Source organism: Proteus terrae (genome assembly GCF_003144325.1).
GTDB classification, from domain to species: domain Bacteria; phylum Pseudomonadota; class Gammaproteobacteria; order Enterobacterales; family Enterobacteriaceae; genus Proteus; species Proteus terrae.
Map to the genome: position 1 here is coordinate 78,257 of NZ_PENS01000016.1, position 23,194 is coordinate 101,450.

Sequence of the window (23,194 nt, forward strand, 5' to 3'; positions counted from 1 at the left end):
GGATCTTCTTATACAGTCGTTTAACAAGGATAACGATGTATCAGGGAGTAGATATTTATGCCATTAAGCCGTTGTTGTTTTATAAAAACACCTTTGTTTTCTTTTTTGAGTGATTTTCTTGTTTTTATTAAGTTTTGTCTGCCTTTTTCATTATTATTTTTGTTACCTAAAACTCGATGTAAACAACTTACACTGAGTTACATTATCATTTGTTTATATTGGTTTTTTTCAATTAATTCATTTTCTTTATTGATAATACTTTCGGTATTAAGTTTTTATTTGTTGATGCTCTCTTTCTTTGATGCTGATTATTTTCTTCTGCCTAATACGTTGACTTATTGGCTAATATTTTTAGGGTTATTATGTAATTACTCAGTATATGGATTAGTACCTTTCAATCATGCTTTTTATGGTTTTTTAGGTGGTGTTGGGCTTTTTTATGGCATCTATTTATGGGGATATTTTATCTGCCAAAAATGTGTTTTAGGTTTTGGTGATGTGAAATTATTTGGTGCTATTGGGGCATGGTGTGGGGTTGAGAAATTACCGTATATTCTTTTGCTTGGTTCTTTTCTAGGATTAAGTGTGTATTGTGCAGTATTAATCACAACAAAAGATCATATCAAAAAAGTAGCATTTGGCTCTTGCCTTTCATTTTCAACATTAATGGTATTAGGTTTCAACTTTTCATCTTACAATTATTTCAATTAATTGATTTTAAAGAAACTAAATCATTTTTTAGATATGTATAAAAAGAAAATAATAAGAATCGAAATAAAGAAGGCAGTGTGCGGAAATTAATCTGCACACTGAAAAGAAGATTATAGGTTTTCTTTTATAAATTGCTGCCAACGTTTTGTATCACCTAAATATTTTTCAACCGATATCAGGTGGTAACCTTGGTTATCTTCAATAAATAAAGTTGGAAAACCGCGACCATTAACTTGAGACATTAATTGTTGTGTCTGGCTTAAATGTTGCTGAATTTGTGTTTCGCTAATTTCAGACAGTAAAGATGCAAACAGCTCAACATCAAAGCCAAGTTTTTTCACAATAAATAGCAGAGTGTCTCTGTCACTGATATTTAAGCCGTCAAGGTAATAGGCCTCTTGTAATGCTTTTAATAAATAAACATCTCGCTCTCCCATTTTTTCCGCAACAAGAACGGCTGAAATAGGTAGAAGTGAATTTAAAACCATTTCAGTGTTACCAAGAGTGTCATGATATGCGTGACTAAAAACTTGGCCCGATAATTGACTAATACGTTCATCAATGGGTGTAACATGCTCTTTCCATGATTGACCACCTGTGACTGCTCTTGCTGGTGTAAACAATCCACCACCATGTAACTTAATGGAATGTGGAAACGCATTGCTTACTGCTTCAATCAGGGGTGCAATGCCGTAGCACCAACCACAAAGAGGATCATAAACATAGTGCAATATTTTAGTACCTTGGGTATTACCTGTATTGCTTGCTACTGAGGCCACTGCATCTCTCCTTTTAGTACTTTTGCACTAAGTTCTAGGCTTGATTTATCTGCTAAATTCTGATGATTTTTTTCCATCGCTGCAATAAATTCATCTGAATTTTTCGTTTTTTCAAGATTTTTCTCAGCTTCAATTAGGTAATTCATTGTAAAGTCAACGGCTTGTAGATCATACGTTGCTTTTGGTAAATAGTGACCAGGAATAACGGTTTTTGGGGATAATGATTTTATTTGCTGTAATGCATTAACCCAATGTTGGCGCTCTTCCACGGTTTGAGTATCTGCCAACCAAACATGAATATTTTCAGAGACTAAAACACCACCCATTACTGCATTAAGTTTTGGAACATAAATATATGTTCTATCTTGAGATTGCCCATCTAAGCCTTTGACTGAAATGGTTTCACCTTCTAGAGAAAAACTATCACCTTTTAGTACTTCAGGAATGATGATTTTCTGAGGGGCATTTTCTTTAAGTACAGGCCCCCAGTAGGCAAGCTTTCCTGCTTGAGTTTCATTAATGGCTTTAATTGTGGGTGCCGTTGCAATTACTTTAGCATTTGGAAATGCATCAGTAATGACATCTAACCCAAAATAAAAGTCAGGATCAGAATGGCTGATATAGATATAAGTCAGGTTTTTTCCAGAGGCTTTTATTTTATCAACTAGCGCTTGTGCATCATTTTTTTGAAATTGTGCATCAATTAAAACGGCATCTTTATCGCCATAAATAATTTCGGAAGAAACAGGGAAAACGCTCGCCTCTCCTGGGTTATAAATATCTAATGTTAAATCAGTTGCTAACGCTGATGTTGCGAAGAATGCGGTAGTTGCAAGTGTTAAAGGAAGTAATTTTTTCATCTTTTGTTTTCTCCATAAGGTTGTTGCTGACTATAATATGTTGCATAAAACAAGAGAAAAACCCTATTTTAGGCAATTAATTGTTGCGTAAATCGAGCAAATAAAATGGATAAAATAAAAGCATCAGAAGTGTTTGTAACCATTGTGAAGCAGGGAAGTATGATAAAAGCTGCTGATTATCTAGGTATGTCTAGAGCCATGGTGACGCGCTATTTAAATGAGATGGAAGAGTGGGCAGGAGTGCGTTTATTGCATAGAACGACACGCAAACAAAGCCTAACATCAGTAGGTGAAATGGTATACGAACAGAGTTTACAGTTATTAGAAATGGCTGAACGTATACCCGCTAATATTCCGAAAGAACGTCATCAAATCAGTGGGCTTGTTCGTATTACCAGTTCACAATCATTAGCAAATAGTATTTTGTCAGTGGCAATATGTGAGTTTATGCAGCGTTATCCTTTAATTGCGGTTGATTTACAAATCACTAATCAAACCGTGAATTTGGTGGAAGAACGTATTGATATCGCGTTGCGTATTACGAATAACCTTGAGCCTAACTTAATCGCACGCTCGCTTGCGACATGTCTTTCTGTGGTGTGTGCCCATAAAGATTACTTAGCAAAAAAAGGTATACCTCAAAACCCAGATGAACTTACTCAGCATCAATGTTTAACTTACCGATTTTTTGGTCGTAGTTTGTGGGAATTTAATTTAGGTGATGAACGTTATTCAGTACCTGTTGGGGGGAATTTAAGCGCAAATGAATCGGTTGTTTTATTGCAAGCTACGCTAAAAGGAGCTGGTATATCGCTACAACCTTATTATTCAGCCAAACCTTATATTGAAAGTGGTGAGCTAGAACAAGTTTTGTCTGACTATCAAGCTCAGCCGATGGGAATTTATGCGGTTCTAGCGAGCCGACAAAATATGCCTGCTGCCGTTAGAGTATTGCTGGATTTCTTAGTAGAGTGGTTTTCATCATCACCTTATTGGCTTGCTTTATCGGGTAAAAGCTTGGGTTAGTCGTTTAGGGTAATCTGATAATGTCTCTTTCATTACATCAATAAAATAGGCAACAAGTTGTGATGAAGGACGATGTGATGGGGTAATTAAGCTGATGGTAAAAGGGATAGTAAAGCTTAAAGGACGAAGGCAAATAGATTTATCTAAGTAATCAAGTGCGGTAATAGGGTTAACAATTGAAATACCGATATTTTCACTCACCATTGCACAAATAGAGGCGGCACTTTGTGTTTCCATAACTAATTGTCGTGCAGTTCCATTTTTAATAAATACAGTATCAATTAATTGTCGGTAACTATCATTGGCTGACAGGCTAATAAAACGTTCATTTTGAAAATCAACAGGGTGTAATAATGTTTTTTTACACAATGGATGTGATTTGGGTAAAACTGCGACTTCATTGAGTGTAAGCACGGTTTCTTGTTGAGTTCCAGCTGGTGTTTGTGTGTGTTCTACCAATCCTAAATCGTAATGTTGTGCGGATAACCACTCTTCTAATAAAGGGGATTCTTGAGGAACAATAGTTAAATTGACATCAGGATATTTATCTAGAAATTGTCGGCAAATTGAAGGTAATAATGATTGAGCAAATGCGGGCAGGCAGGTGATGTTCAATTCTGCTTGGTTAAAATGGCGAATATTTTCAGCTGCGTTAATTATTCTATCTAAACCATAATAAGAACGTTGTACTTCCTCAAAAAAGCGCAATCCTTCGGTTGTGGGCTGTAAACGGCCTTTTATTCTATCAAATAATTTAAATGCTAATAGATGTTCAAGACGAGATAATTCTCTGCTGACAGTGGGTTGTGACGTCTTCAGTAGCTCTGCGGCTTCAGTAAGGTTCTGCGTAGTCATCACCGCATGAAAAATTTCAATGTGTCGCCAATTAAAAGGAGCTTTCATCTTATATTCCTATATCATAGATGAATAGAGTGTAGCTTATTTGATATTTTTATTCCCTTATAAGTTCATAAATAATGATTCTATTCACCTGTGACTTTTATGAGTAGATAACATGACAACATCAATAACTATGGCTCAATACCAATTAGCACAAACTTATGGAACGCCATTATGGATTTATCAAGGCGATACTATTTCTCAGCGTATTGCTCAGCTTAAATCTTTTGATGTAGTTCGGTTTGCTCAAAAAGCATGTTCCAATATTCATATTTTACGTTTAATGAAAGCACAGGGTGTTAAAGTTGACTCTGTTTCGTTGGGGGAAATTGAGCGCGCTTTAGTTGCCGGTTATCAAGGTGGTAGAGAAAAAAGTGAGATTGTCTTTACGGCTGATTTACTTGATGAAAGAACAATTGAACGTGTTGTTGAGTTAGATATTCCTGTTAATGCAGGCTCTATTGATATGCTTCGTCAATTGGGTGAGCGCAATCAAGGTCATGCTGTTTGGATAAGAATTAACCCCGGATTTGGTCATGGACATAGCCAAAAAACCAATACAGGTGGTGAAAACAGTAAGCATGGTATTTGGTATGACGATGTGCCAGAAGCGTTAGCTGTGATCCAGCAATACAATCTAACTCTAGTTGGTTTTCATATGCATATTGGCTCGGGTGTTGACTATCAACATCTTGCTAGTGTCTGCGATGCAATGGTAGAGCAAGTGCTTACCTCTCAAGTTGATATTCAAGCTATTTCAGCAGGAGGTGGATTATCAACGCCTTATCAAGAAGGTGATGCAATAGTCGATTTGGATCACTATTTTTCTTTATGGGATAAAGCACGCCAGCGTATTGCACAACACTTAGGGCATTCTGTTGAGTTAGAGATTGAGCCAGGACGTTTTTTAGTGGCTGAATCTGGTGTATTGATTTCACAAGTGAGAGCTGTTAAATCAATGGGAAGCCGTCACTATGTGCTGGTGGATGCTGGATTTAGTGATTTAATGCGTCCTGCAATGTATGGCAGTTATCATTATATTTCAGTTTTAGATAGACATGGTCAAATAAAACCAATGACTGAATTACAAGAGACGATTGTGGCAGGCCCGCTGTGTGAATCGGGTGATGTTTTTACTCAGCAAGAGGGAGGCACTGTTGTTCCTCGTTTATTGCCCCAAGCACAGGTAGGCGATTATTTAGTGATCCATGATACAGGGGCGTATGGTGCGTCAATGTCATCGAATTATAATAGCCGACCACTTATTCCTGAAGTGTTGATAACAGGCGGTGTTTCTCAATTAATTCGTCGTCGCCAAACAATAGAAGAGTTATTAGCATTGGAGTTAGATCTTTAATTAATTTTTGGGATTTTAATAATTCGCTCTTAATAAAAAACACCTCATCACTAAAAGTGATGAGGTGTTTTTGTTTTATAAAGGGAAATATTTCCTTTTATCTCGATTGTTAGGCTGCTTTGTCTGTTTTGACTTTGTCAGCTTTCGGCTTTTTTGCAGGCACCGCCAATGCATCAAAGTCAAACTCATCAACATTGATACTCCGTAAGCGACTCTGTTCTGCTTTACGTAAGATATCGGCTTCTTCTTGAGTTACTCGTTTATCAGCCAGTGCTTTGTCCGCTAATTTATCTAATTGAGTAAAGTTAAACTTCTTCTCATAGAGGCGACAAATACGGTCGAAAATAGGTTCAGCCGCTAAAATATCCAGTAGTGCTTCTTCCATTAAACCATGTGGATTATGCTCGCTCGGTGTTAAGTATTGACCTCTACCAATGCGATCACGGGTTTCAGAAGGTTGTTGGATAAGTTGTGCCACTTTGCTATCTAATTTATCTGATGGTAATTTTTGAGCTTTACCCAGCGGGAAAATAATTGCTCGCATAGTACCTGCAACAACACGGCTTGGGAAATTGCGTAGTAGTTCATCAATTGCATTTTCAGCTTGGTATAAACACTCTTTTACGCTCCAATGTACGAGAGGTAAATCTGCGGTATGGCGACCTTCATCTTCATAACGCTTAAGCGCAGCAGAAGCGAGGAAGATGTGACTTAATATGTCACCTAAGCGTGCTGAAATACGCTCACGACGTTTTAAGCTTCCGCCTAAAACACCCATTGAAACATCAGACAACAGCGCCATATTGGCACTCAAGCGGTTAATTTGTTGATAATAACGACGAGTTTCATCATTAGTTGGCGAATTACTTAATCGACCATTTGTGATACCCAACCACAGACTGCGTAAGGTATTACTTGCTACGTGACCGATATGACCAAATAAAGCACGGTCAAAATCGTGTAGGTTGTTATCTCGTGCTGCTGCAATTTCATCTAATACATAAGGATGGCAACGGATAGCACCTTGACCATAAATGATCATGCTACGAGTTAAAATATTGGCACCTTCAACCGTGATGGCAATTGGAGAACCTTGGTAAGAACGTGCGACAAAGTTTGATGGCCCAAGACTGATCCCTTTACCACCAACGATATCCATTGCATCAATAACGCCCCGCTGTGCTCGATGAGTACAATGATATTTTACGATAGCGGATAATACGGCAGGTTTTTCACCTAGCATAATACCCGTAGTAATTAAGGTTGCCGCAGAATCTAAAAGATAGGCGTTACCAGCCAGACGAGCTAATGGCTCTTCAATACCTTCCATTTTACCAATTGGAATTTTGAACTGACGACGGACACGAGAATAAGCGCCTGTTGCCATAGCCACACTTTTTAAACCGCCGGTAGAGTTTGAAGGTAGAGTGATCCCTCGACCAACAGAGAGACATTCCACCAGCATTCTCCAGCCTTGTCCTGCCATTTTTGGTCCGCCAATGATGTAATCGATAGGAACAAAAACATCTTTACCACGAGTCGGTCCATTCATAAATGGCACGTTCAGTGGGAAATGACGATGACCGATTTCAACACCTTTGACATCAGTTGGAATTAACGCACAGGTAATGCCCGGGTTTTCGTCATCACTTAATAGATGGTCAGGATCGCGTAATTTAAATGCTAATCCTAATACGGTTGCGATAGGGGCAAGAGTGATATAGCGTTTATTCCATGTTAAACGAAGACCAAGTACTTGCTCGCCTTGCCATTCGCCCATACAGACTACGCCACTGTCAGGAATAGCACCTGCATCGGAGCCCGCTTCTGGGCTTGTTAATGCGAAACAAGGAATTTCATCTCCTTTGGCTAAACCAGGTAAATAGCGCTTTTTCTGTTCATCAGTACCATAGTGTTGCAGTAGTTCGCCGGGGCCTAAAGAGTTAGGTACACCCACGGTGATGGCTAAAATACCAGATACTCCCGACAGTTTTTGCAATACGCGTGATTGAGCGTAGGCTGAAAACTCTAACCCGCCGTACTCTTTTTTAATAATCATCGCAAAGAAGCGATTGTCTTTAAGGTATTGCCAGATTTCAGGAGGTAGATCAGCTAATTCATGAGTGATCTCAAAGTCATTTGTCATACGGCAAACTTCTTCGACAGGTCCATCAAGGAAAGCTTGCTCTTCAGCTGTTAACTGTGGCTTAGGGTAATTATGAAGTTGTTTCCAATCGGGAGCACCACGGAAAAGCTCGCCTTCCCACCATGTTGTACCTGCATCAATGGCTTCTTGTTCTGTTTTAGACATAGAGGGCATGACTTTTTGAAATGCTTTAAGTGCAGGTACTGAGATATAGGCTCTACGAATAGAAGGAATAGTAAAGGGTAATAAAACCAATGCAATGGGGAGAAGTAACCAGTAACTCCAAATATTGGCGATACCCATTACTAATGTATAAGCAATAAGTGCAAGGCTACTTACCGCAATACCGAATTTGCGATAGCTAAGCACGCCAATAAGAATAATAAAAAGTACGATACTGAGTAGTGTCATAATAAACTCCTGTATTTAGCAAGAGATCAGAGGTCAGACCTGTTGTTTGTTATTTAGATCTAATCCAGTCACTAACTTTTATCAATATATTTACATTCTAATTACAATATAGCTCACAAATTATTCGTAAATGAGAGAAGTTAGCATTTGTCGATAATAGGTATCTTCTTTCATGACATTTAATCCGTTACACTGAGAAACAGAAAATTTCGATTACCCTTTCTGGAGTAAAAATCCTATGTACCAAGATCTTATCCGTGGTGAATTAACAGAAGCAGCAGATACACTCTCTCGCTTTCTTCAAGATGATGCAAATATTGAAGCTATCCAAAAAGCTGCCGTGTTATTAGCTGATTCTTTTAAAGCAGGTGGTAAAGTATTATCTTGCGGTAATGGTGGCTCTCATTGTGATGCAATGCATTTTGCAGAAGAGTTAACCGGACGCTATCGTGAAAATCGCCCAGGTTATCCTGCCATTGCTATTTCAGATGTAAGTCATATCTCATGCGTGAGTAATGATTTTGGCTATGAATACATCTTCTCTCGTTATGTTGAAGCTGTAGGTAAAGAAGGTGATGTTCTGCTGGGTATTTCAACCTCAGGCAATTCAGGCAATATCATCAAAGCAATTAGTGCTGCGCGTGAGAAAGGCATGAAAGTCATTACGCTAACGGGTAAAGATGGCGGAAAAATGGATGGTACAGCAGATATTGAAATTCGTGTACCTCATTTCGGTTACGCTGATCGTATTCAAGAAATCCATATCAAAGTTATCCATATTCTGATCCAATTAATTGAAAAAGAAATGGAAAAATAATTGGTTGATATTGCTATAAGTTAGCGATAAACATCGGCAAGAAGGAGTGAGCGATGTGTGAGTTGTTAGGCATGAGTGCAAATGTACCGACAGATATTAATTTCAGTCTAAGTGGGCTAATTCCAAGAGGTGGTAAGACAGGGCCTCATAAAGATGGTTGGGGAATTACTTTCTACGAAGGATTGGGATGTCGTACATTTAAAGATCCTCAAGCCAGCGCAATATCGCCAGTCGCTCGCTTTGTTCAAGAGTACCCAATTAAATCAGAGGCTGTAATTGCTCATATTCGTCAAGCGAATAGAGGTAATGTCTCTTTAGAAAACACCCATCCTTTTACCCGTGAGTTATGGGGAAAAAACTGGACTTATGCGCATAATGGTCAACTAAAAGGCTATCAATCTCTTGAAACAGGGCGTTTTCGGGCGATAGGGCAGACGGATAGTGAGAAAGCGTTTTGCTGGATCTTAAATCAACTTGAAAATCGTTATAAACGAACCCCTGTGAATTGGCCTGCTGTATTTCGTTTTATCGCTATTTTAGCCTCTCAATTAAAGCAAAAAGGGGTATTTAATATGCTGTTGTCAGATGGTCGATTTGTCATGGCATATTGCTCAACAAACTTACACTGGATCACGCGTAAGGCGCCTTTCGGCAAAGCCAAATTGCTTGATCAAGATGTAGAAATTGATTTCCAGCAACATACCCAATCAAATGATGTGGTTTCTGTTATTTCAACATTACCATTGACTGGAAATGAATCTTGGCAACGTATTCCTGCTGGCGAGTTTGTCTTATTTGATCGTGGTGTGCGTATTCTGTAACCATTTGCTGTCACTATTTTTCGATAAGTTAAGGACAGAATTTACACTATTAGATGAAGTCAAAGTGCTATTAACGTAATAACGCCCATCCTGAACAGTAACAGATGGGATTTTTTTGCGTTCTTCAACATATTGGTAGGCAGGCATAAGCTGTTGCCAGAAATCCATATCTTTTGAATACTGGTGTTTTTTCATATTTTCAGCGGTCATCTTAAATGGAAAAATATGAATATTAATCGTAGATTGACCTCCTTGTAGCGCCAATTCAGCATACTGATAAATTTCGTCCATTACCGAATCTGTCATTGCATAGCAACCCACCGATTTGCATGCCCCATGGATCATTAAAAAGTCGCCTGTATACCCTTTTGATTTATCATATTGATTAGGAAATCCTAGGTTAATAGCTCGGTAAAATCGACTGTTCGGATTTAATTGCGAGAAATTGATCTGATAAAAACCTTCAGGGCTTTTTAAATCACCTTGAAACTTTTTAGGTCCAAGACCTCCAGAATAGCTACAAATAGGGTAAGTACGTACTTTTTCTAATTGCCCATCTAATTTTTCCGTATAAAGTTCAAGTAAGCTTTCTTCTTTGAAAATTTGAATATAGATAGGTTGTCCTGTACTTTTTTTAACAGGTTTCATTAGGAAATTTGAACTATTTTCAGCGTTAACTAATAAAGAAATTAACATTAATGTTAAAAAACTGATTAGTTGTTTTGCGTGATTGGTCATAGTTTTATCAGAAAAATAGCTTAAAATTTGTTGATAAAGTAGATCGTAGATTGCTATGAAGCAATAAATTTGTAAATTAAAATCTGATATAGTTTCTTTTCTTTTACAAAATATTCCGTATGAAATTTAATCGCTAGTCGAAAAAAATGATATTTTAATTCGGTTTATACGAGTTATTAACGTTTCAGTCAAAATAATATTCCCATTTGCTTGAGCTAAATCACTCGAATAGTCAGACAGGTTTAGGCTGAGATGATAAAATTCAGTTCGGCAGAATAAGAGAAAATAGTAACAATTATCGGAGATAAATAACTTAGGGTTCAAAAACACCTTAAGATGTTTTTATTACAGAGTCGCTACATTTTCGGGGTGAATTTGTAGCTTAGGGTTTAACTGATAAACTTGTGCAAATCTTATGATTAAAATTAAAAAAGGACTCGACCTCCCAATTGCAGGAGCGCCTGCCCAAGTGATAGAAGACGGACCCGCGATTCGACGCATAGCATTGCTAGGTGAAGAATATGTCGGTATGCGTCCTTCTATGATGGTTTCGGAAGGTGAGCATGTAAAGAAAGGGCAAATTCTTTTTGAAGATAAAAAGAATGCCGGTGTTGTTTTCACCAGCCCAGCTTGTGGTAAAGTCGTTGCAATTAACCGCGGCGAACGTCGTGTGTTCCAATCTATCGTTATCGAAATTGATGGTGACGAAGAAATTACCTTTAACCGTTATGATAGCTCAACGCTCTCAGACCTGACCCGCGAACAAGTTGAAACTAACCTTGTTAATTCGGGAATGTGGACTGCGCTAAGGACTCGTCCTTATAGCCGGACTCCACATTTAGGCACAACACCTGTTGCCATTTTTGTCTCTGCAATGGATACAAATCCACTTGCAGCAGATCCTATAGTTATTATTGAGCAAAATGAGAAGGCATTTAATGATGGTCTTGTTGTTTTAACTCGTTTAACCGAAGGTAAAGTCTATGTTTGTCATGGTGAAAAATCACCGACAAAATTAAATGACGGACAGATTAGCTATAACCAATTTGCAGGTCCACACCCAGCAGGATTAGTTGGTACACATATCCATTTCTTAGAACCTGTTAGTGCTAAGAAAGTGGTTTGGCATTTAAATTATCAAGATGTCATTGCTATTGGTTATTTGTTTACAACAGGTTCTTTATATACAGAGCGTGTTGTTGCATTAGCAGGCCCTCAAGTAAAAGCACCTCGTTTAGTGCGTACTTGTTTAGGGGCTGATCTCTATGAGTTAACTAAAGATCAATTAGTTGACGGTGAAAACCGCATTATTTCTGGCTCTGTATTATGGGGATGGAAATCTGATGAGGCTCATCACTATTTAGGTCGTTTCCATAACCAAGTTTCTGTATTACGTGAAGGCCGTGATAAAGAGTTATTTGGTTGGGGTATGCCGGGTAGCGATAAATTTTCGATCACTCGTACCACTATCGGTCACTTCTTAAAAAATAAACGCTTTGCATTTACAACCACAATGAATGGTGGCGAACGTTCAATGGTACCAATTGGTAACTATGAGCGTGTGATGCCGTTAGACATTATGGCAACGCATTTATTACGTGATTTAGTTGTAGGTGATACTGACAGTTCTCAAGCATTAGGTTGTTTGGAATTGGATGAAGAAGATTTGGGATTATGTACTTATGTTTGCCCAAGCAAATATGAGTATGGCCCAGCACTGCGCCAAGTATTGACCAAAATTGAGCAGGAAGGGTAACTCATGGGTTTGAAAAATTTATTTGAAAAAGTAGAGCACCATTTTGAGCCCGGTGGCAAATTAGCAAAATGGTACGTACTTTATGAGGCAGTGACCACGGTATTTTATACGCCAGGTACTGTCACTCGTAATGGTGGTCATGTTCGTGACACCATTGACCTAAAACGCATGATGATTTTAGTTTGGTTATCCGTTTTCCCAGCAATGTTTTGGGGAATGTATAACGTTGGTCATCAAGCGATCCCTGCACTTAATCAGTTATATAGTGGTGCTGAATTACAGCAAATCATTGCTTCAGATTGGCACTATCGCCTTGCTGAATACCTCGGCGCATCATTAACAACAGATGCGGGTTGGGCAAGTAAGATGCTACTTGGTGCAACTTACTTCCTACCTATTTATCTAGTTGTTTTTGCGGTTGGCGGATTTTGGGAAGTTCTTTTTGCCTTTATTCGTGGCCATGAAATTAACGAAGGATTCTTTGTTACATCAATCTTATTTGCCTTAATAGTACCGCCTACATTACCACTTTGGCAGGCTGCATTAGGTATTACGTTTGGTGTTGTTATCGCGAAAGAAATCTTTGGTGGGACAGGGCGTAACTTCTTAAACCCAGCATTAGCTGGTCGTGCATTTCTGTTCTTTGCTTATCCTGCTCAAATTTCAGGTGATTTGGTTTGGACTGCAGCTGACGGCTTCTCTGGTGCGACACCATTATCACAATGGTCTGTATCGGGTGAAAGTGCATTAGTAAATACCGTCACTCAACAGCCTATCTCTTGGATGGATGCTTTCCTTGGATATATTCCAGGGTCGATCGGTGAAGTATCAACACTGATGATTTTAATCGGTGGTGCAGTCATTCTTTTTGCTCGTATTGCTTCATGGCGTATTGTTGCTGGGGTAATGGTAGGCATGATTGCAATGTCATACCTGTTTAATTTCATCGGCTCAGATACCAATCCTCTCTTCTCAATGCCTTGGCACTGGCACTTAGTATTAGGTGGTTTTGCTTTCGGTATGATGTTTATGGCAACAGATCCAGTATCCGCATCGTTTACTGATAAAGGTAAATGGGCTTACGGTATTTTGATTGGCGTAATGGCTGTGCTTATTCGTGTCGTCAATCCGGCTTACCCTGAAGGTATGATGCTGGCAATCTTATTCGCAAACTTATTTGCACCACTGTTCGATTATGTGGTTGTTCAGGCGAATATTAAGCGGAGAAAAGCTCGTGGCTAAAGAGAAAAACAAAGATAGCGTCGCAAGAACGTTCCTCGTTGTATTTATTCTATGTCTTGTGTGTTCTGTGGTAGTAGCAGGAGCGGCTGTTGGGCTGAAGTCTAAACAAGAAGAACAAAAACTTCTTGATAAACAACGTAATATTCTTGATGTTGCGGGGCTACTCGTACCTAAAATGAGTGCGACAGATGTATTGAAAGTGTATGACACGCGTATTAAAGCAAAAATTGTTAATTTTCAGACAGGTGAACTGACTGATAGTAAAGGCAATTTTGATTTAAACACAGAGTTACGCAGTGATGAGACGTCAATCGCTTTATCCCCAGAGGAAGATATTGCTAAAATTCGCCGTCGTGCTAACACAGCAGAGGTTTATTTTGTACTCGATGAACAAGGTAAAACGACGGAAGTTGTATTACCTGTTTATGGCTCTGGTTTATGGTCTGTAATGTATGCTTTTGTCGCCGTAGATATTGATGGAGTCACTTCAAAAGGTATTACCTATTATTCTCATGGTGAAACGCCGGGACTCGGTGGTGAAGTCGATAATCCACAATGGAAAGCACAATGGAAAGGTAAGCACTTAATCAATGAGCAAGGTGTGCCAGCCATAAAAATAGTACGTGGTGGTGCATCTGGCAGCCCTTATGGTATTGATGGACTTTCAGGTGCGACACTGACTTCGAATGGTATCCAGCATATGTTCGATTTCTGGTTAGGTGAAAAAGGTTTCGGCCCATTCCTGAAAAAAGTTCGTGAAGGAGAAATCAATGGCTGATACAAAAGAAATTAAACGAGTTTTACTTGGACCATTGTTAGATAACAACCCAATTGCCTTACAGGTATTAGGTGTGTGTTCTGCATTGGCGGTGACAACAAAACTTGAAACTGCATTAGTGATGACAATTGCTGTAACGCTGGTTACTGCGTTCTCAAACTTTTTTATTTCACTCATTCGCAATTACATACCAAGTAGTGTTCGTATTATTGTTCAAATGGCGATTATTGCTTCATTAGTTATCGTTGTTGACCAAATACTGCAAGCTTATGCATATGAAATCTCTAAACAACTTTCTGTTTTCGTCGGTCTTATCATTACTAACTGTATTGTAATGGGACGTGCTGAAGCGTATGCGATGAAATCACCGCCTATTGAAAGCTTTATGGATGGTATTGGTAATGGTTTAGGGTATGGCGTTATCTTGATCCTTGTCGGATTTTTACGTGAGCTTTTCGGATCTGGTAAATTATTTGGTATTACCGTCATGGAATCTATCCAAAATGGTGGCTGGTATCAGCCAAATGGTTTATTCCTGTTAGCACCAAGCGCATTCTTTATTATTGGCTTGCTAATTTGGGGATTACGTACATTAAAACCTGCTCAGGTTGAAGAGGACTAATCGCCATGGAACATTATATAAGCCTGTTTGTTCGTGCTGTTTTTATTGAGAATATGGCGCTCGCATTCTTCTTAGGGATGTGTACATTTCTCGCCGTTTCTAAAAACGTAAAAACAGCTTTTGGATTAGGTATCGCTGTTACCGTTGTTCTTGGTCTTTCTGTACCGTTGAATAACTTAGTTTACAACTATGTGTTACGTGATAATGCATTGATGGAAGGAGTTGATTTAAGTTTCTTAAACTTTATCACTTTCATTGGTGTGATCGCAGCACTGGTACAAATCCTTGAGATGATTTTAGACCGTTATTTCCCTGCACTTTATAATGCATTAGGGATCTTCTTGCCTCTTATTACCGTTAACTGCGCCATCTTCGGTGGTGTGTCATTTATGGCACAACGTGACTATAACTTTAGTGAGTCTATTGTTTATGGTTTTGGCTCTGGAGTTGGTTGGATGTTAGCCATCGTATTACTGGCTTCTATCCGTGAGAAAATGAAGTACGCGGATGTACCGGCAGGTATGAAAGGATTAGGCGTTACTTTTGTCACCACAGGGTTGATGGCATTAGGTTTCATGTCCTTCTCTGGTGTTCAGCTATAAAGGGTGAGAAGAACTCATGGATATAATTATTCTAGGTGTCGTGATGTTTACCCTGATTGTATTGGTGTTAACAGCATTGATTTTGTTCGCAAAATCAAAACTGGTCAATACAGGGGATATTTCAGTTGAGGTCAATGGAGACCCAGAAAAAAGTTTTGATGCACCAGCGGGTGATAAATTACTTAACGTATTATCAAACGAAGGTATTTTTATTTCATCTGCTTGCGGTGGTGGTGGCTCTTGTGGCCAGTGCCGCGTTAAAGTGCTTGAAGGTGGCGGTGATATTTTACCAACAGAACTTTCACATATTAACAAGCGTGAAGCTAAAGAAGGTTGTCGTTTAGCCTGTCAGGTAAACGTAAAAAATAATCTGAAATTAGAATTACCTGAAGAAATTTTCGGTGTTAAGAAATGGGAATGTGAAGTTATCTCAAACGATAACAAAGCAACTTTCATTAAAGAATTAGTGTTAAAAATTCCTGAAGGTGAAGTTGTACCTTTCCGTGCTGGTGGATTTATTCAAATTGAATGTCCTCCTCATACGGTACGTTATGAAGATTTTGATGTACCTGAGGAGTATCGTGAAGATTGGGATAAATTTAATTTGTTCCGTTATGTTTCTGAGGTTAAAGAAACCACTGTACGTGCTTATTCAATGGCGAACTATCCTGAAGAGCATGGCATCATCATGTTAAACGTACGTATTGCAACACCTCCGCCACGAAATCCTGATGTGCCACCAGGTATTATGTCATCGTATATTTGGTCACTAAAACCAGGTGATAAAGTGACAATTTCAGGCCCATTTGGTGAATTCTTCGCCAAAGAAACTGATGCTGAGATGATCTTTATTGGTGGTGGTGCGGGTATGGCGCCAATGCGTTCACATATCTTTGACCAATTAAAACGCTTACATTCTAAACGTAAAATCAGCTTTTGGTATGGTGCACGTTCTGTTCGTGAAATGTTCTACACTGAAGATTTCGATATGCTTGCAAAAGAAAACGAAAACTTCACATGGAATGTCGCACTTTCAGATGCATTGCCTGAAGATAATTGGACTGGCTATACTGGATTTATTCACAACGTGTTGTTTGAGAATTACCTCAAAAATCATCCTGCACCAGAAGATTGTGAATTCTATATGTGTGGACCGCCAGTGATGAATGCAGCAGTTATTAAAATGCTCAAAGATTTAGGCGTTGAAGATGAAAACATTATGCTGGATGACTTTGGAGGTTGATCCTAACTTCCGATAAAGCATAAATGAATGAAATGACAAGCGCCCACTTATGTGGGCGCTCATGATCAGAAGAGAGAGTTATGTTAAAAAGAAAGATGATAAATTGGATAGTGATGCTGTCTGCATTAGTCCTATTATCTGCATGCGGTGAAAAACAGCAGGTATTAGAAGGCGAAACCATGGGAACTTATTACTCGATTAAATATGTTCCTGATAGTAATTCACCTCCACAAAACGTCTTACAAACAGAAATTGATCGTATTCTTGAAGAAGTGAACGATCAAATGTCAACATACCGCCCTCATTCTGAACTCAGTCGTTTCAATCAAAGCCGTGAAATTAATACCCCATTTCCTGTTTCACCTGCGACAGCCAAAGTGGTAAGTGAAGCTATTCGCATTAATAAAATGACTGATGGTGCTTTAGATGTGACAGTGGGGCCGTTAGTTAATTTATGGGGATTTGGCCCAGAAGGCCGATTTACGCATCAACCTTCTGAAGATGAATTAGAAAAACGTAAAAAGTGGATTGGTATTGATTACCTAGCTGTTGAAGGTAATACGTTAATTAAGAAGATCCCTGAGCTTTATGTCGATCTTTCTTCAATTGCCAAAGGCTATGGTGTTGATGCTGTAGCTGAATATTTAATTTCACAGAATATCACTAACTATATGGTTGATATTGGTGGTGAAGTAAGAACCCAAGGCGTGAATGGCAATGATAAGCTTTGGCGTATAGCGATTGAAAAACCGGCAAATGACGGCACAAAACAGAGTGTTCAGTTAATTATTGAACCGGGTGATAATTCAATTGCCACGTCTGGTGATTATCGTAACTATTTTGAAGAAAATGGTGTCCGTTTTTCTCATACTATTGACCCAACCACTGGTCACCCTATTAAACATAACCTTGTTTCTATCACTGTTATTGTGCCAACTTGCATGAGTGCTGATGGTCTTTCAACAGGATTGAATGTTTTAGGGCCTGAAAAAGGGTTAGCAGTAGCAAACGAGCTAAATATTCCTGTCTTTATGATAGTGAAAACTGAAAATGGGTTTGAAGAGCGTTATAGTAAAGCGTTCGCCCCATTCTTGAAAAAATAGAATTTAAGGAGAGAAGGTTATGTTAAAAATATTTCTTTTTGCCTTCATCTTATTCTTAATTGCCTTCTTTGGAATGGCGTTAGGATATATTGTAAAGCGTAAGAGCCTTCAAGGTAGTTGTGGTGGTTTAGGAGCTATGGGGATAGAAAAAGAGTGCGATTGCCCTGAGCCATGTGATGCACGTAAAAAACGTATGGCGAAAGAGTCCGCACGAGAAGAGCTACTAAAAAAGAATCGAATTCTTTAACAATAAGAAATATTCTTCAATAAAAAAAGAGTGATGGATTTTAGTTGCCATCACTCTTTTTTATTTCATTCTAAAAAAATTTAATAGAACTAAAGTAAGATCATAAAAAGCAAAACTTTTTGTCAAAGGATTACTTCCATGGATAAGGGTTTTGTCCCTCCCACTCTAAAACTTCTTTTTGGGCTTCTTCGTAGGAATAGTCATAATGCTCTTGAAGTTTACCAATCAATTGCTCTCGAGTGCCTTCGATAACATCAAGTTCATCATGGGTGATTTTTCCCCATTTTTCTTTTACTTTTCCTTTGAATAAATTCCAATCACCCGAAATTTTATTGTTTAACATTTTATTCCTCCTTACTTATTTCCATCAGATAACATGATTAAGTGTAGAAGAGAATGAAGTGAAGATAAAAATGAATGCCTAAATCGACTTATTTACTCTTTTCTAAATGCTTTCATATTTGCGGGTGAATCGACCATAACTGCATCAGCACCTAATTCAGTAGCCTGAATATAGTCTTTCTCTGTGTTGATCCCAAAAAGAACAATATGAGCATTGCCACCAGCACGAAAACAAGACATTGCATCTTTATCCCAACTCAGAACTGAAGCGGAACGCGCTTCACCTAATGTGTACTTCTCAACAACTTCGACTTTTCGGTGAAGCTCTAGCCCATACCAACGAGTAATCTCTAAATTTTCAGGTAACAGGCAAACATGGCTCATAGTGATATTGGCTAGAATATCACGAGTGATATCACGGCTTTCAAAACGTTGCACATTAGTCGGCAAAGCATCAAGAAATGCCGCGTTTGTAGAATAAACGCGAGTTCTATCCAGTGCGTTATGATTACGAAGTACAGTTACTAATGCTTCACCTTGAGTTGCAGGATCAGCATCTGGTGATTTTAAATCAAGATAAAACTGTGTTGTGGGGAATTGAGTTAAGATTTCATCTAATGTCGGAATGGTGACACCTTTATTTCGATAAGGAAATTGCTGGGCTTCGCCAAATTTATAGCCGGCATCCCATTGCTTCAGTTGCTGTGCAGTAAATTCAGAAACACTGCCTTGCCCATTCGTTAAGCTTTTTAAATCACTAGGGCGATAAAGGACAGGAATATTATCTTTTGATAATTGAATAGTGATCCAAATTGCATCAGCTTGATTAGAGAGCGCTGTTTTTATAGCAATTTCAGTATTTTCAGGAGCATCAGCTGTGCCACCACGATGTGCGATAATTTTAGGAGATGCCATAAGGGTTACAGAATAAAAAAAGAGAGAAACAGCGATAAATAATTTAATCATGAAAAATTATTTCCTTGTTTTATATATAGTTACAAAACAATATTTAAAATTAATGTAATTAATCAACGAGCAAAAACAATCTATCATCACTTTGTGACAATTCTATAAATAAACAGACTAATTCAGATTTTTATGAGAAATACACCTCAATAGAGGGAGATAAGAGCGAATAAAAATTGTAGTTAATATTTATTTACTGTATATTTAAACAGTACATAAAGTGAGGTGATTGTATGCGTAAAATTATTCATGTTGATATGGATTGTTTTTATGCTGCGATTGAAATGCGAGATAATCCAGCACTAAAAGAGATCCCAATTGCGGTTGGAGGCCATGCTTCTAGTCGAGGTGTGATCTGCACGGCGAATTATCCCGCCCGTCGTTTTGGTGTCCGTAGTGCTATGTCAACGGCAACAGCGTTGAAGTTATGTCCTCACTTAAAAGTGCTACCCGGTAGGATGGCTTTCTATAAAGAAACATCAGCAAAAATACGCCAGATCTTTTCTCGTTATACTCATCTTATTGAACCTCTTTCACTCGATGAAGCTTATCTTGATGTATCTGACAGTAAGCATTGTCATGGCTCTGCAACGTTGATGGCTCAAGAAATCCGCCAACAAATTTTTGATGAGTTAAATCTCACGGCATCCGCAGGTATTGCACCGATTAAATTTCTTGCAAAAATTGCCTCTGATATGAATAAACCAAATGGGCAATTTGTTATTACACCAGAGCAAGTCGATGATTTTATTTTAAAATTACCACTTAATAAAATACCCGGCGTAGGTAAGGTGACATTTGCTCGTTTGCAAGAAATGGGGTTAGAAACTTGTGCCGATATTCGTCGCACCGATATCATTTCTTTAGTAAAAGTGTTTGGAAAATTTGGTCAAAATTTATGGGAACGCAGTCATGGTATCGATGAACGTGAAATTAACCCAGATAGACTCAGGAAATCAGTCGGAGTTGAACGCACTTTTGCCTCAGATATTAATTCTTGGGATGATTGCTTGGCATTACTTGATGGATTGTATAGCGAATTAGAAAGGCGATTAACAAAAGTTAAACCTGACCTAAGGATAGCAAGGCAAGGCGTTAAATTAAAATTTGATGATTTTCAATTAACGACACAAGAGCATACTCATCCTATTTTAGAAAAAGCTGATTTAATCAATATTGCCTATCAAGCATGGCATGAGCGTCGAAATGGCAGAGGTGTGCGCTTGATCGGATTTCATGTCACATTGCAAGATCCACAAATAGAACGACAACTTCTTTTAGCGCTATAAAAATTAAAAAAACCATAGTCGAACAACAGATAGACTATGGTTAATTCAGTTAATCTATATAGTATTACCAGCGATAATTCATCGTTGCCGTCATCGTTCTGCCAATGCCATAAAAACATGCAGTATCACCAGCACAAGATGCAACATAATGTTTATTCGCAATATTATTCATATTAAGCTGAATTTCAGCACCTTTTAAAGAAGGTGATAGCTCACCTAATGAATAACCAATCATTGCATCGTAAAGAGTCACTGCAGGTACACTAACTGTATTTTTGGTATCGCCTTGAGACACACCTACATATCTGACACCAACACCCGCTTTAGCGCCATTAAATAGCCCAGAGGTTTCATCATATTGACCCCAAAGTGATGCCATATGCTTAGGAACTCTAGGGAGTTCTTTTCCTTGTGTTCCTGCAATAATGGTTTTTCTTACTTCAGTATCGGTATAAGCATAACTGCTGATAAATGAAATATTTTCAGTTAATTGGCTATTAATTTGTGCTTCAACACCACGGCTTCTAATTTCACCTACTGGTTCAAAATATGCTTTTTCAGCATTGTAGTTGGTAACATTACGTTGTTGTAATTGATAAATAGAGAGTGTTGCCAATGTTTGCTCATTTGGTGTCAGGTATTTTATTCCAGCCTCTAATTGACGACCTTCGCTAGGCTCAAAAGGGGCACTTCCTGGTGCTCGGCGAGTTTGTAAATTAGGTTCAAACGAAGTGCTATAACTAATATATGGCGAAATACCATTATCAAAAGCATATAAAAGCCCTGCACGACCCGTTAATTTATGATCATCTTGCTGATCATAGCTTTTAGCTAAGAAATCATGAGTACGAACTTGAGCCCAATCTTGGCGTAATCCTGCAAGTAAGATCCAATTTTTCCATTCGATCTGATCTTGTAGATATAACCCAATTTGGTCACGCTTTTGTAGCTGATCGGTCGCAGGTTTTTGTAAACTCATATCGATTGGATAGTGGTAGTTAGGATCACGCCAATCAAGATCGTACTCTGGTCCCATTGCTCGAAGCAAATTATCTTGATCTTTGCTCCATTGATAATCAATACCAGCAATCACAGTATGATTAAGTTTTGCAGTGGTAAAGTCGGCTTGCAAACGAGTATCTATTCCTAAAGTATCTGTTTCACGCTGCTCTTGTTGCGCTCGGCGTTCAAGAATATAAGGGTTATCTTTTCTTAAAGAGCCAAATACAAGATATTTATATTTTTGATTAATATGGCTATATCGAGCATTTTGTACAATTTTTAGTGAATCACTAAATTCATGTTCAAATTCATAGCCTATACCATATTGTTGACGCCATGATTTATGGTAATCGGGATTGTTAACATCAAAATCAAAGGGAATAGTACCCGCCGGAGTGCTTTTAACCGTACCATAAGCAGGTAAAAAATTACGATATCCAGCTTCAGGATCTTGCTGAATAAAGCTTAGTAGCGTTAAGCGAGTTTGTTCATTAGGTAAGAAAGTAATAGCTGGAGCAAGTGCAACACGTTCTTCTTTATAGTTTTTTATTTGCGTGTGTTGTGTTTTTGCAACACCGTTTAGGCGATAAAGCACACGATTGTCATCACTTAATGCACCTGAAAAATCAAAAGCAGTTTCTGCTAATTTATCATTGCCTGCTCGTACTTGAATATGGCGAATAGGGGATGCAGTTGGTCTTTTGCTTGTCATTGCCACAAGGCCACCCGGATTGACTTGGCCATAAAGAACGGATGCAGGCCCTCTGACCACTTCAACACGCTCTAATAACCAGGGATCAATTGCACCAGTTGATGATGAAGCTCCCATTCCATAACTTAGGCCGTCAAGAAAACGAGGGGCATAACTGTATCCACGAATAAAAACCTCATCATTACGATTAGAACTTCCACGATATTCTGTGAAAACTCCGGGCGTATAACGTAATGCTTGAGAAACTGAACTGACATCTTGAGCATCCATTTGATCACGCGTGATCACACTAATGGATTGTGGTGTTTTTTCAATTTCACTTGGTGTTTTATTTGTTGATAGCGTTTTTGTTGCTACAAAACCGGAAACAGGCGCTTGAGGATCTTGCGATGGAGATGCCGTAACAATTATCTTTTCAGGTATATTTTGATTGACGGCAGCATGAATTTGAACAGAGAGAAAACTTAGAGGTAAGGCGAGAAAGACGCTAGCAACGTAATTTTTATTAGACACAATAGAACCCTTTAGTTTTTTATTTTTTAACTTTAAATATGGAAGCCATGAAAATATCACTCTGAAAATATTAATGCTAATGATAATGATTAGCATTCTATATGTTTAATTTATTAAGATTTATTTTTTATTCCATAATGGAATAAGTGATTATGTAATTGGCTACATAAGGAATAAATTATGATCTTTAAGGGAAATAGCGTGTAAATTG

22 protein-coding genes are annotated in these 23,194 nt (G+C 38.3%); 14 read left to right on the forward strand and 8 right to left on the reverse strand.

Going from position 1 to position 23,194, the window contains the following annotated elements:
- The first annotated feature begins 57 nt into the window (after positions 1-57).
- The gene (locus DK857_RS15930) at positions 58-711 is read left to right on the forward strand and encodes a prepilin peptidase (protein WP_109402699.1); all 654 of its coding nucleotides are present in this window, start codon (positions 58-60) and stop codon (positions 709-711) included.
- Between the two features lie 110 nt (positions 712-821).
- Here the strand turns inward: DK857_RS15930 and DK857_RS15935 are convergent, their stop codons facing one another.
- Entirely contained in the window at positions 822-1,490 is a 669-nt protein-coding gene (locus DK857_RS15935; protein WP_109402700.1) for a DsbA family protein, read from the reverse strand.
- Complete coding sequence (locus DK857_RS15940) at positions 1,478-2,350, reverse strand: MBL fold metallo-hydrolase (protein WP_109395289.1); 873 nt, start codon at positions 2,348-2,350, stop codon at positions 1,478-1,480. Before DK857_RS15940 ends, DK857_RS15935 begins: the two co-directional genes overlap by 13 nt.
- 105 nt (positions 2,351-2,455) lie before the next feature.
- Here DK857_RS15940 and DK857_RS15945 point away from each other — a divergent pair, with 105 nt between their 5' ends.
- Positions 2,456-3,376 (forward strand): LysR family transcriptional regulator, encoded by a 921-nt coding sequence (locus tag DK857_RS15945; RefSeq protein ID WP_109395288.1) that lies wholly within the window; start codon positions 2,456-2,458, stop codon positions 3,374-3,376.
- Here DK857_RS15945 and DK857_RS15950 read toward each other — a convergent pair.
- Positions 3,353-4,279, reverse strand: coding sequence for a LysR family transcriptional regulator (locus DK857_RS15950; RefSeq protein WP_109395287.1), 927 nt, complete (start codon positions 4,277-4,279; stop codon positions 3,353-3,355). The genes DK857_RS15945 and DK857_RS15950 overlap by 24 nt on opposite strands.
- A 112-nt stretch (positions 4,280-4,391) precedes the next feature.
- On the opposite strand from DK857_RS15950, the gene lysA reads away from it, so the two are divergent.
- Positions 4,392-5,633: a diaminopimelate decarboxylase gene (gene lysA / locus DK857_RS15955; RefSeq protein ID WP_109402701.1), complete on the forward strand. Its 1,242-nt coding sequence runs from the start codon at positions 4,392-4,394 to the stop codon at positions 5,631-5,633.
- A gap of 109 nt (positions 5,634-5,742) precedes the next feature.
- Here lysA and fadE read toward each other — a convergent pair whose 3' ends face one another.
- Entirely contained in the window at positions 5,743-8,190 is a 2,448-nt protein-coding gene (fadE, locus tag DK857_RS15960) for an acyl-CoA dehydrogenase FadE (protein WP_109402702.1), read from the reverse strand.
- 238 nt (positions 8,191-8,428) lie between these two features.
- Between fadE and lpcA the strand changes: the two genes are divergently transcribed.
- Both lpcA and DK857_RS15970 read left to right on the forward strand, forming a co-directional pair.
- On the forward strand, positions 8,429-9,007 hold the full coding sequence (gene lpcA, locus DK857_RS15965; protein WP_006534804.1) for a D-sedoheptulose 7-phosphate isomerase: 579 nt from the start codon (positions 8,429-8,431) through the stop codon (positions 9,005-9,007).
- A 53-nt stretch (positions 9,008-9,060) separates the two neighbouring features.
- Entirely contained in the window at positions 9,061-9,828 is a 768-nt protein-coding gene (locus tag DK857_RS15970) for a class II glutamine amidotransferase (protein ID WP_109395284.1), read from the forward strand.
- Here the strand turns inward: DK857_RS15970 and DK857_RS15975 are convergent.
- Positions 9,799-10,566 carry a L,D-transpeptidase family protein gene (locus DK857_RS15975; RefSeq protein ID WP_109395283.1) on the reverse strand — a complete coding sequence of 256 codons (768 nt, stop codon included), beginning with the start codon at positions 10,564-10,566 and terminating at the stop codon, positions 9,799-9,801. The two genes, DK857_RS15970 and DK857_RS15975, sit on opposite strands and share 30 nt — an antisense overlap.
- Positions 10,567-10,981: 415 nt before the next feature.
- Here DK857_RS15975 and DK857_RS15980 point away from each other — a divergent pair, with 415 nt between their 5' ends.
- From DK857_RS15980 to nqrM, 8 genes are all read left to right on the forward strand, one after another.
- Entirely contained in the window at positions 10,982-12,322 is a 1,341-nt protein-coding gene (locus tag DK857_RS15980) for a Na(+)-translocating NADH-quinone reductase subunit A (protein ID WP_109395282.1), read from the forward strand.
- Positions 12,323-12,325: 3 nt separating this feature from the next.
- Complete coding sequence (locus DK857_RS15985) at positions 12,326-13,564, forward strand: NADH:ubiquinone reductase (Na(+)-transporting) subunit B (RefSeq protein WP_075672379.1); 1,239 nt, start codon at positions 12,326-12,328, stop codon at positions 13,562-13,564.
- Positions 13,557-14,342, forward strand: coding sequence for a Na(+)-translocating NADH-quinone reductase subunit C (locus DK857_RS15990; RefSeq protein ID WP_075672381.1), 786 nt, complete (start codon positions 13,557-13,559; stop codon positions 14,340-14,342). The genes DK857_RS15985 and DK857_RS15990 overlap by 8 nt, the downstream gene beginning before the upstream one ends.
- Complete coding sequence (locus DK857_RS15995; protein ID WP_036932605.1) at positions 14,335-14,964, forward strand: NADH:ubiquinone reductase (Na(+)-transporting) subunit D; 630 nt, start codon at positions 14,335-14,337, stop codon at positions 14,962-14,964. The genes DK857_RS15990 and DK857_RS15995 overlap by 8 nt, the downstream gene beginning before the upstream one ends.
- Positions 14,965-14,969: 5 nt before the next feature.
- On the forward strand, positions 14,970-15,566 hold the full coding sequence (gene nqrE, locus DK857_RS16000; protein ID WP_036932604.1) for an NADH:ubiquinone reductase (Na(+)-transporting) subunit E: 597 nt from the start codon (positions 14,970-14,972) through the stop codon (positions 15,564-15,566).
- A gap of 16 nt (positions 15,567-15,582) precedes the next feature.
- Positions 15,583-16,809: an NADH:ubiquinone reductase (Na(+)-transporting) subunit F gene (gene nqrF / locus DK857_RS16005; RefSeq protein WP_075672385.1), complete on the forward strand. Its 1,227-nt coding sequence runs from the start codon at positions 15,583-15,585 to the stop codon at positions 16,807-16,809.
- Positions 16,810-16,889: 80 nt separating this feature from the next.
- Positions 16,890-17,912 (forward strand): FAD:protein FMN transferase, encoded by a 1,023-nt coding sequence (locus tag DK857_RS16010; protein WP_109402703.1) that lies wholly within the window; start codon positions 16,890-16,892, stop codon positions 17,910-17,912.
- Between the two features lie 19 nt (positions 17,913-17,931).
- On the forward strand, positions 17,932-18,159 hold the full coding sequence (nqrM, locus tag DK857_RS16015) for a (Na+)-NQR maturation NqrM (protein WP_036932601.1): 228 nt from the start codon (positions 17,932-17,934) through the stop codon (positions 18,157-18,159).
- 130 nt (positions 18,160-18,289) lie between these two features.
- Here the strand turns inward: nqrM and DK857_RS16020 are convergent, their stop codons facing one another.
- Together DK857_RS16020 and DK857_RS16025 are read right to left on the reverse strand one after the other, a co-directional pair.
- Entirely contained in the window at positions 18,290-18,502 is a 213-nt protein-coding gene (locus tag DK857_RS16020) for a CsbD family protein (RefSeq protein ID WP_109402704.1), read from the reverse strand.
- Between the two features lie 92 nt (positions 18,503-18,594).
- Entirely contained in the window at positions 18,595-19,467 is an 873-nt protein-coding gene (locus tag DK857_RS16025) for a glycerophosphodiester phosphodiesterase family protein (protein WP_109402705.1), read from the reverse strand.
- A 233-nt stretch (positions 19,468-19,700) separates the two neighbouring features.
- Here DK857_RS16025 and dinB point away from each other — a divergent pair, with 233 nt between their 5' ends.
- Positions 19,701-20,756 carry a DNA polymerase IV gene (gene dinB / locus DK857_RS16030; protein ID WP_109402706.1) on the forward strand — a complete coding sequence of 352 codons (1,056 nt, stop codon included), beginning with the start codon at positions 19,701-19,703 and terminating at the stop codon, positions 20,754-20,756.
- A gap of 64 nt (positions 20,757-20,820) precedes the next feature.
- On the opposite strand, the gene DK857_RS16035 is transcribed toward dinB, so the two are convergent.
- Positions 20,821-22,983: a TonB-dependent siderophore receptor gene (locus DK857_RS16035; protein WP_109402718.1), complete on the reverse strand. Its 2,163-nt coding sequence runs from the start codon at positions 22,981-22,983 to the stop codon at positions 20,821-20,823.
- Between the last annotated feature and the right edge of the window lie 211 nt (positions 22,984-23,194).

Excerpts from the sequence above, each read along its gene's own strand:
- DK857_RS15930 (WP_109402699.1), top strand. The coding sequence starts at position 58 with ATGCCATTAAGCCGTTGTTGTTTTATAAAAACACCTTTGTTTTCTTTT.
- DK857_RS15940 (WP_109395289.1), bottom strand. The coding sequence starts at position 2,350 with ATGAAAAAATTACTTCCTTTAACACTTGCAACTACCGCATTCTTCGCA.
- DK857_RS15945 (WP_109395288.1), top strand. The coding sequence starts at position 2,456 with ATGGATAAAATAAAAGCATCAGAAGTGTTTGTAACCATTGTGAAGCAG.
- DK857_RS15950 (WP_109395287.1), bottom strand. The coding sequence starts at position 4,279 with ATGAAAGCTCCTTTTAATTGGCGACACATTGAAATTTTTCATGCGGTG.
- lysA (WP_109402701.1), top strand. The coding sequence starts at position 4,392 with ATGACAACATCAATAACTATGGCTCAATACCAATTAGCACAAACTTAT.
- fadE (WP_109402702.1), bottom strand. The coding sequence starts at position 8,190 with ATGACACTACTCAGTATCGTACTTTTTATTATTCTTATTGGCGTGCTT.
- lpcA (WP_006534804.1), top strand. The coding sequence starts at position 8,429 with ATGTACCAAGATCTTATCCGTGGTGAATTAACAGAAGCAGCAGATACA.
- DK857_RS15970 (WP_109395284.1), top strand. The coding sequence starts at position 9,061 with ATGTGTGAGTTGTTAGGCATGAGTGCAAATGTACCGACAGATATTAAT.
- DK857_RS15975 (WP_109395283.1), bottom strand. The coding sequence starts at position 10,566 with ATGACCAATCACGCAAAACAACTAATCAGTTTTTTAACATTAATGTTA.
- DK857_RS15980 (WP_109395282.1), top strand. The coding sequence starts at position 10,982 with ATGATTAAAATTAAAAAAGGACTCGACCTCCCAATTGCAGGAGCGCCT.
- DK857_RS15985 (WP_075672379.1), top strand. The coding sequence starts at position 12,326 with ATGGGTTTGAAAAATTTATTTGAAAAAGTAGAGCACCATTTTGAGCCC.
- DK857_RS15995 (WP_036932605.1), top strand. The coding sequence starts at position 14,335 with ATGGCTGATACAAAAGAAATTAAACGAGTTTTACTTGGACCATTGTTA.
- nqrE (WP_036932604.1), top strand. The coding sequence starts at position 14,970 with ATGGAACATTATATAAGCCTGTTTGTTCGTGCTGTTTTTATTGAGAAT.
- nqrF (WP_075672385.1), top strand. The coding sequence starts at position 15,583 with ATGGATATAATTATTCTAGGTGTCGTGATGTTTACCCTGATTGTATTG.
- DK857_RS16010 (WP_109402703.1), top strand. The coding sequence starts at position 16,890 with ATGTTAAAAAGAAAGATGATAAATTGGATAGTGATGCTGTCTGCATTA.
- nqrM (WP_036932601.1), top strand. The coding sequence starts at position 17,932 with ATGTTAAAAATATTTCTTTTTGCCTTCATCTTATTCTTAATTGCCTTC.
- DK857_RS16020 (WP_109402704.1), bottom strand. The coding sequence starts at position 18,502 with ATGTTAAACAATAAAATTTCGGGTGATTGGAATTTATTCAAAGGAAAA.
- DK857_RS16025 (WP_109402705.1), bottom strand. The coding sequence starts at position 19,467 with ATGATTAAATTATTTATCGCTGTTTCTCTCTTTTTTTATTCTGTAACC.
- dinB (WP_109402706.1), top strand. The coding sequence starts at position 19,701 with ATGCGTAAAATTATTCATGTTGATATGGATTGTTTTTATGCTGCGATT.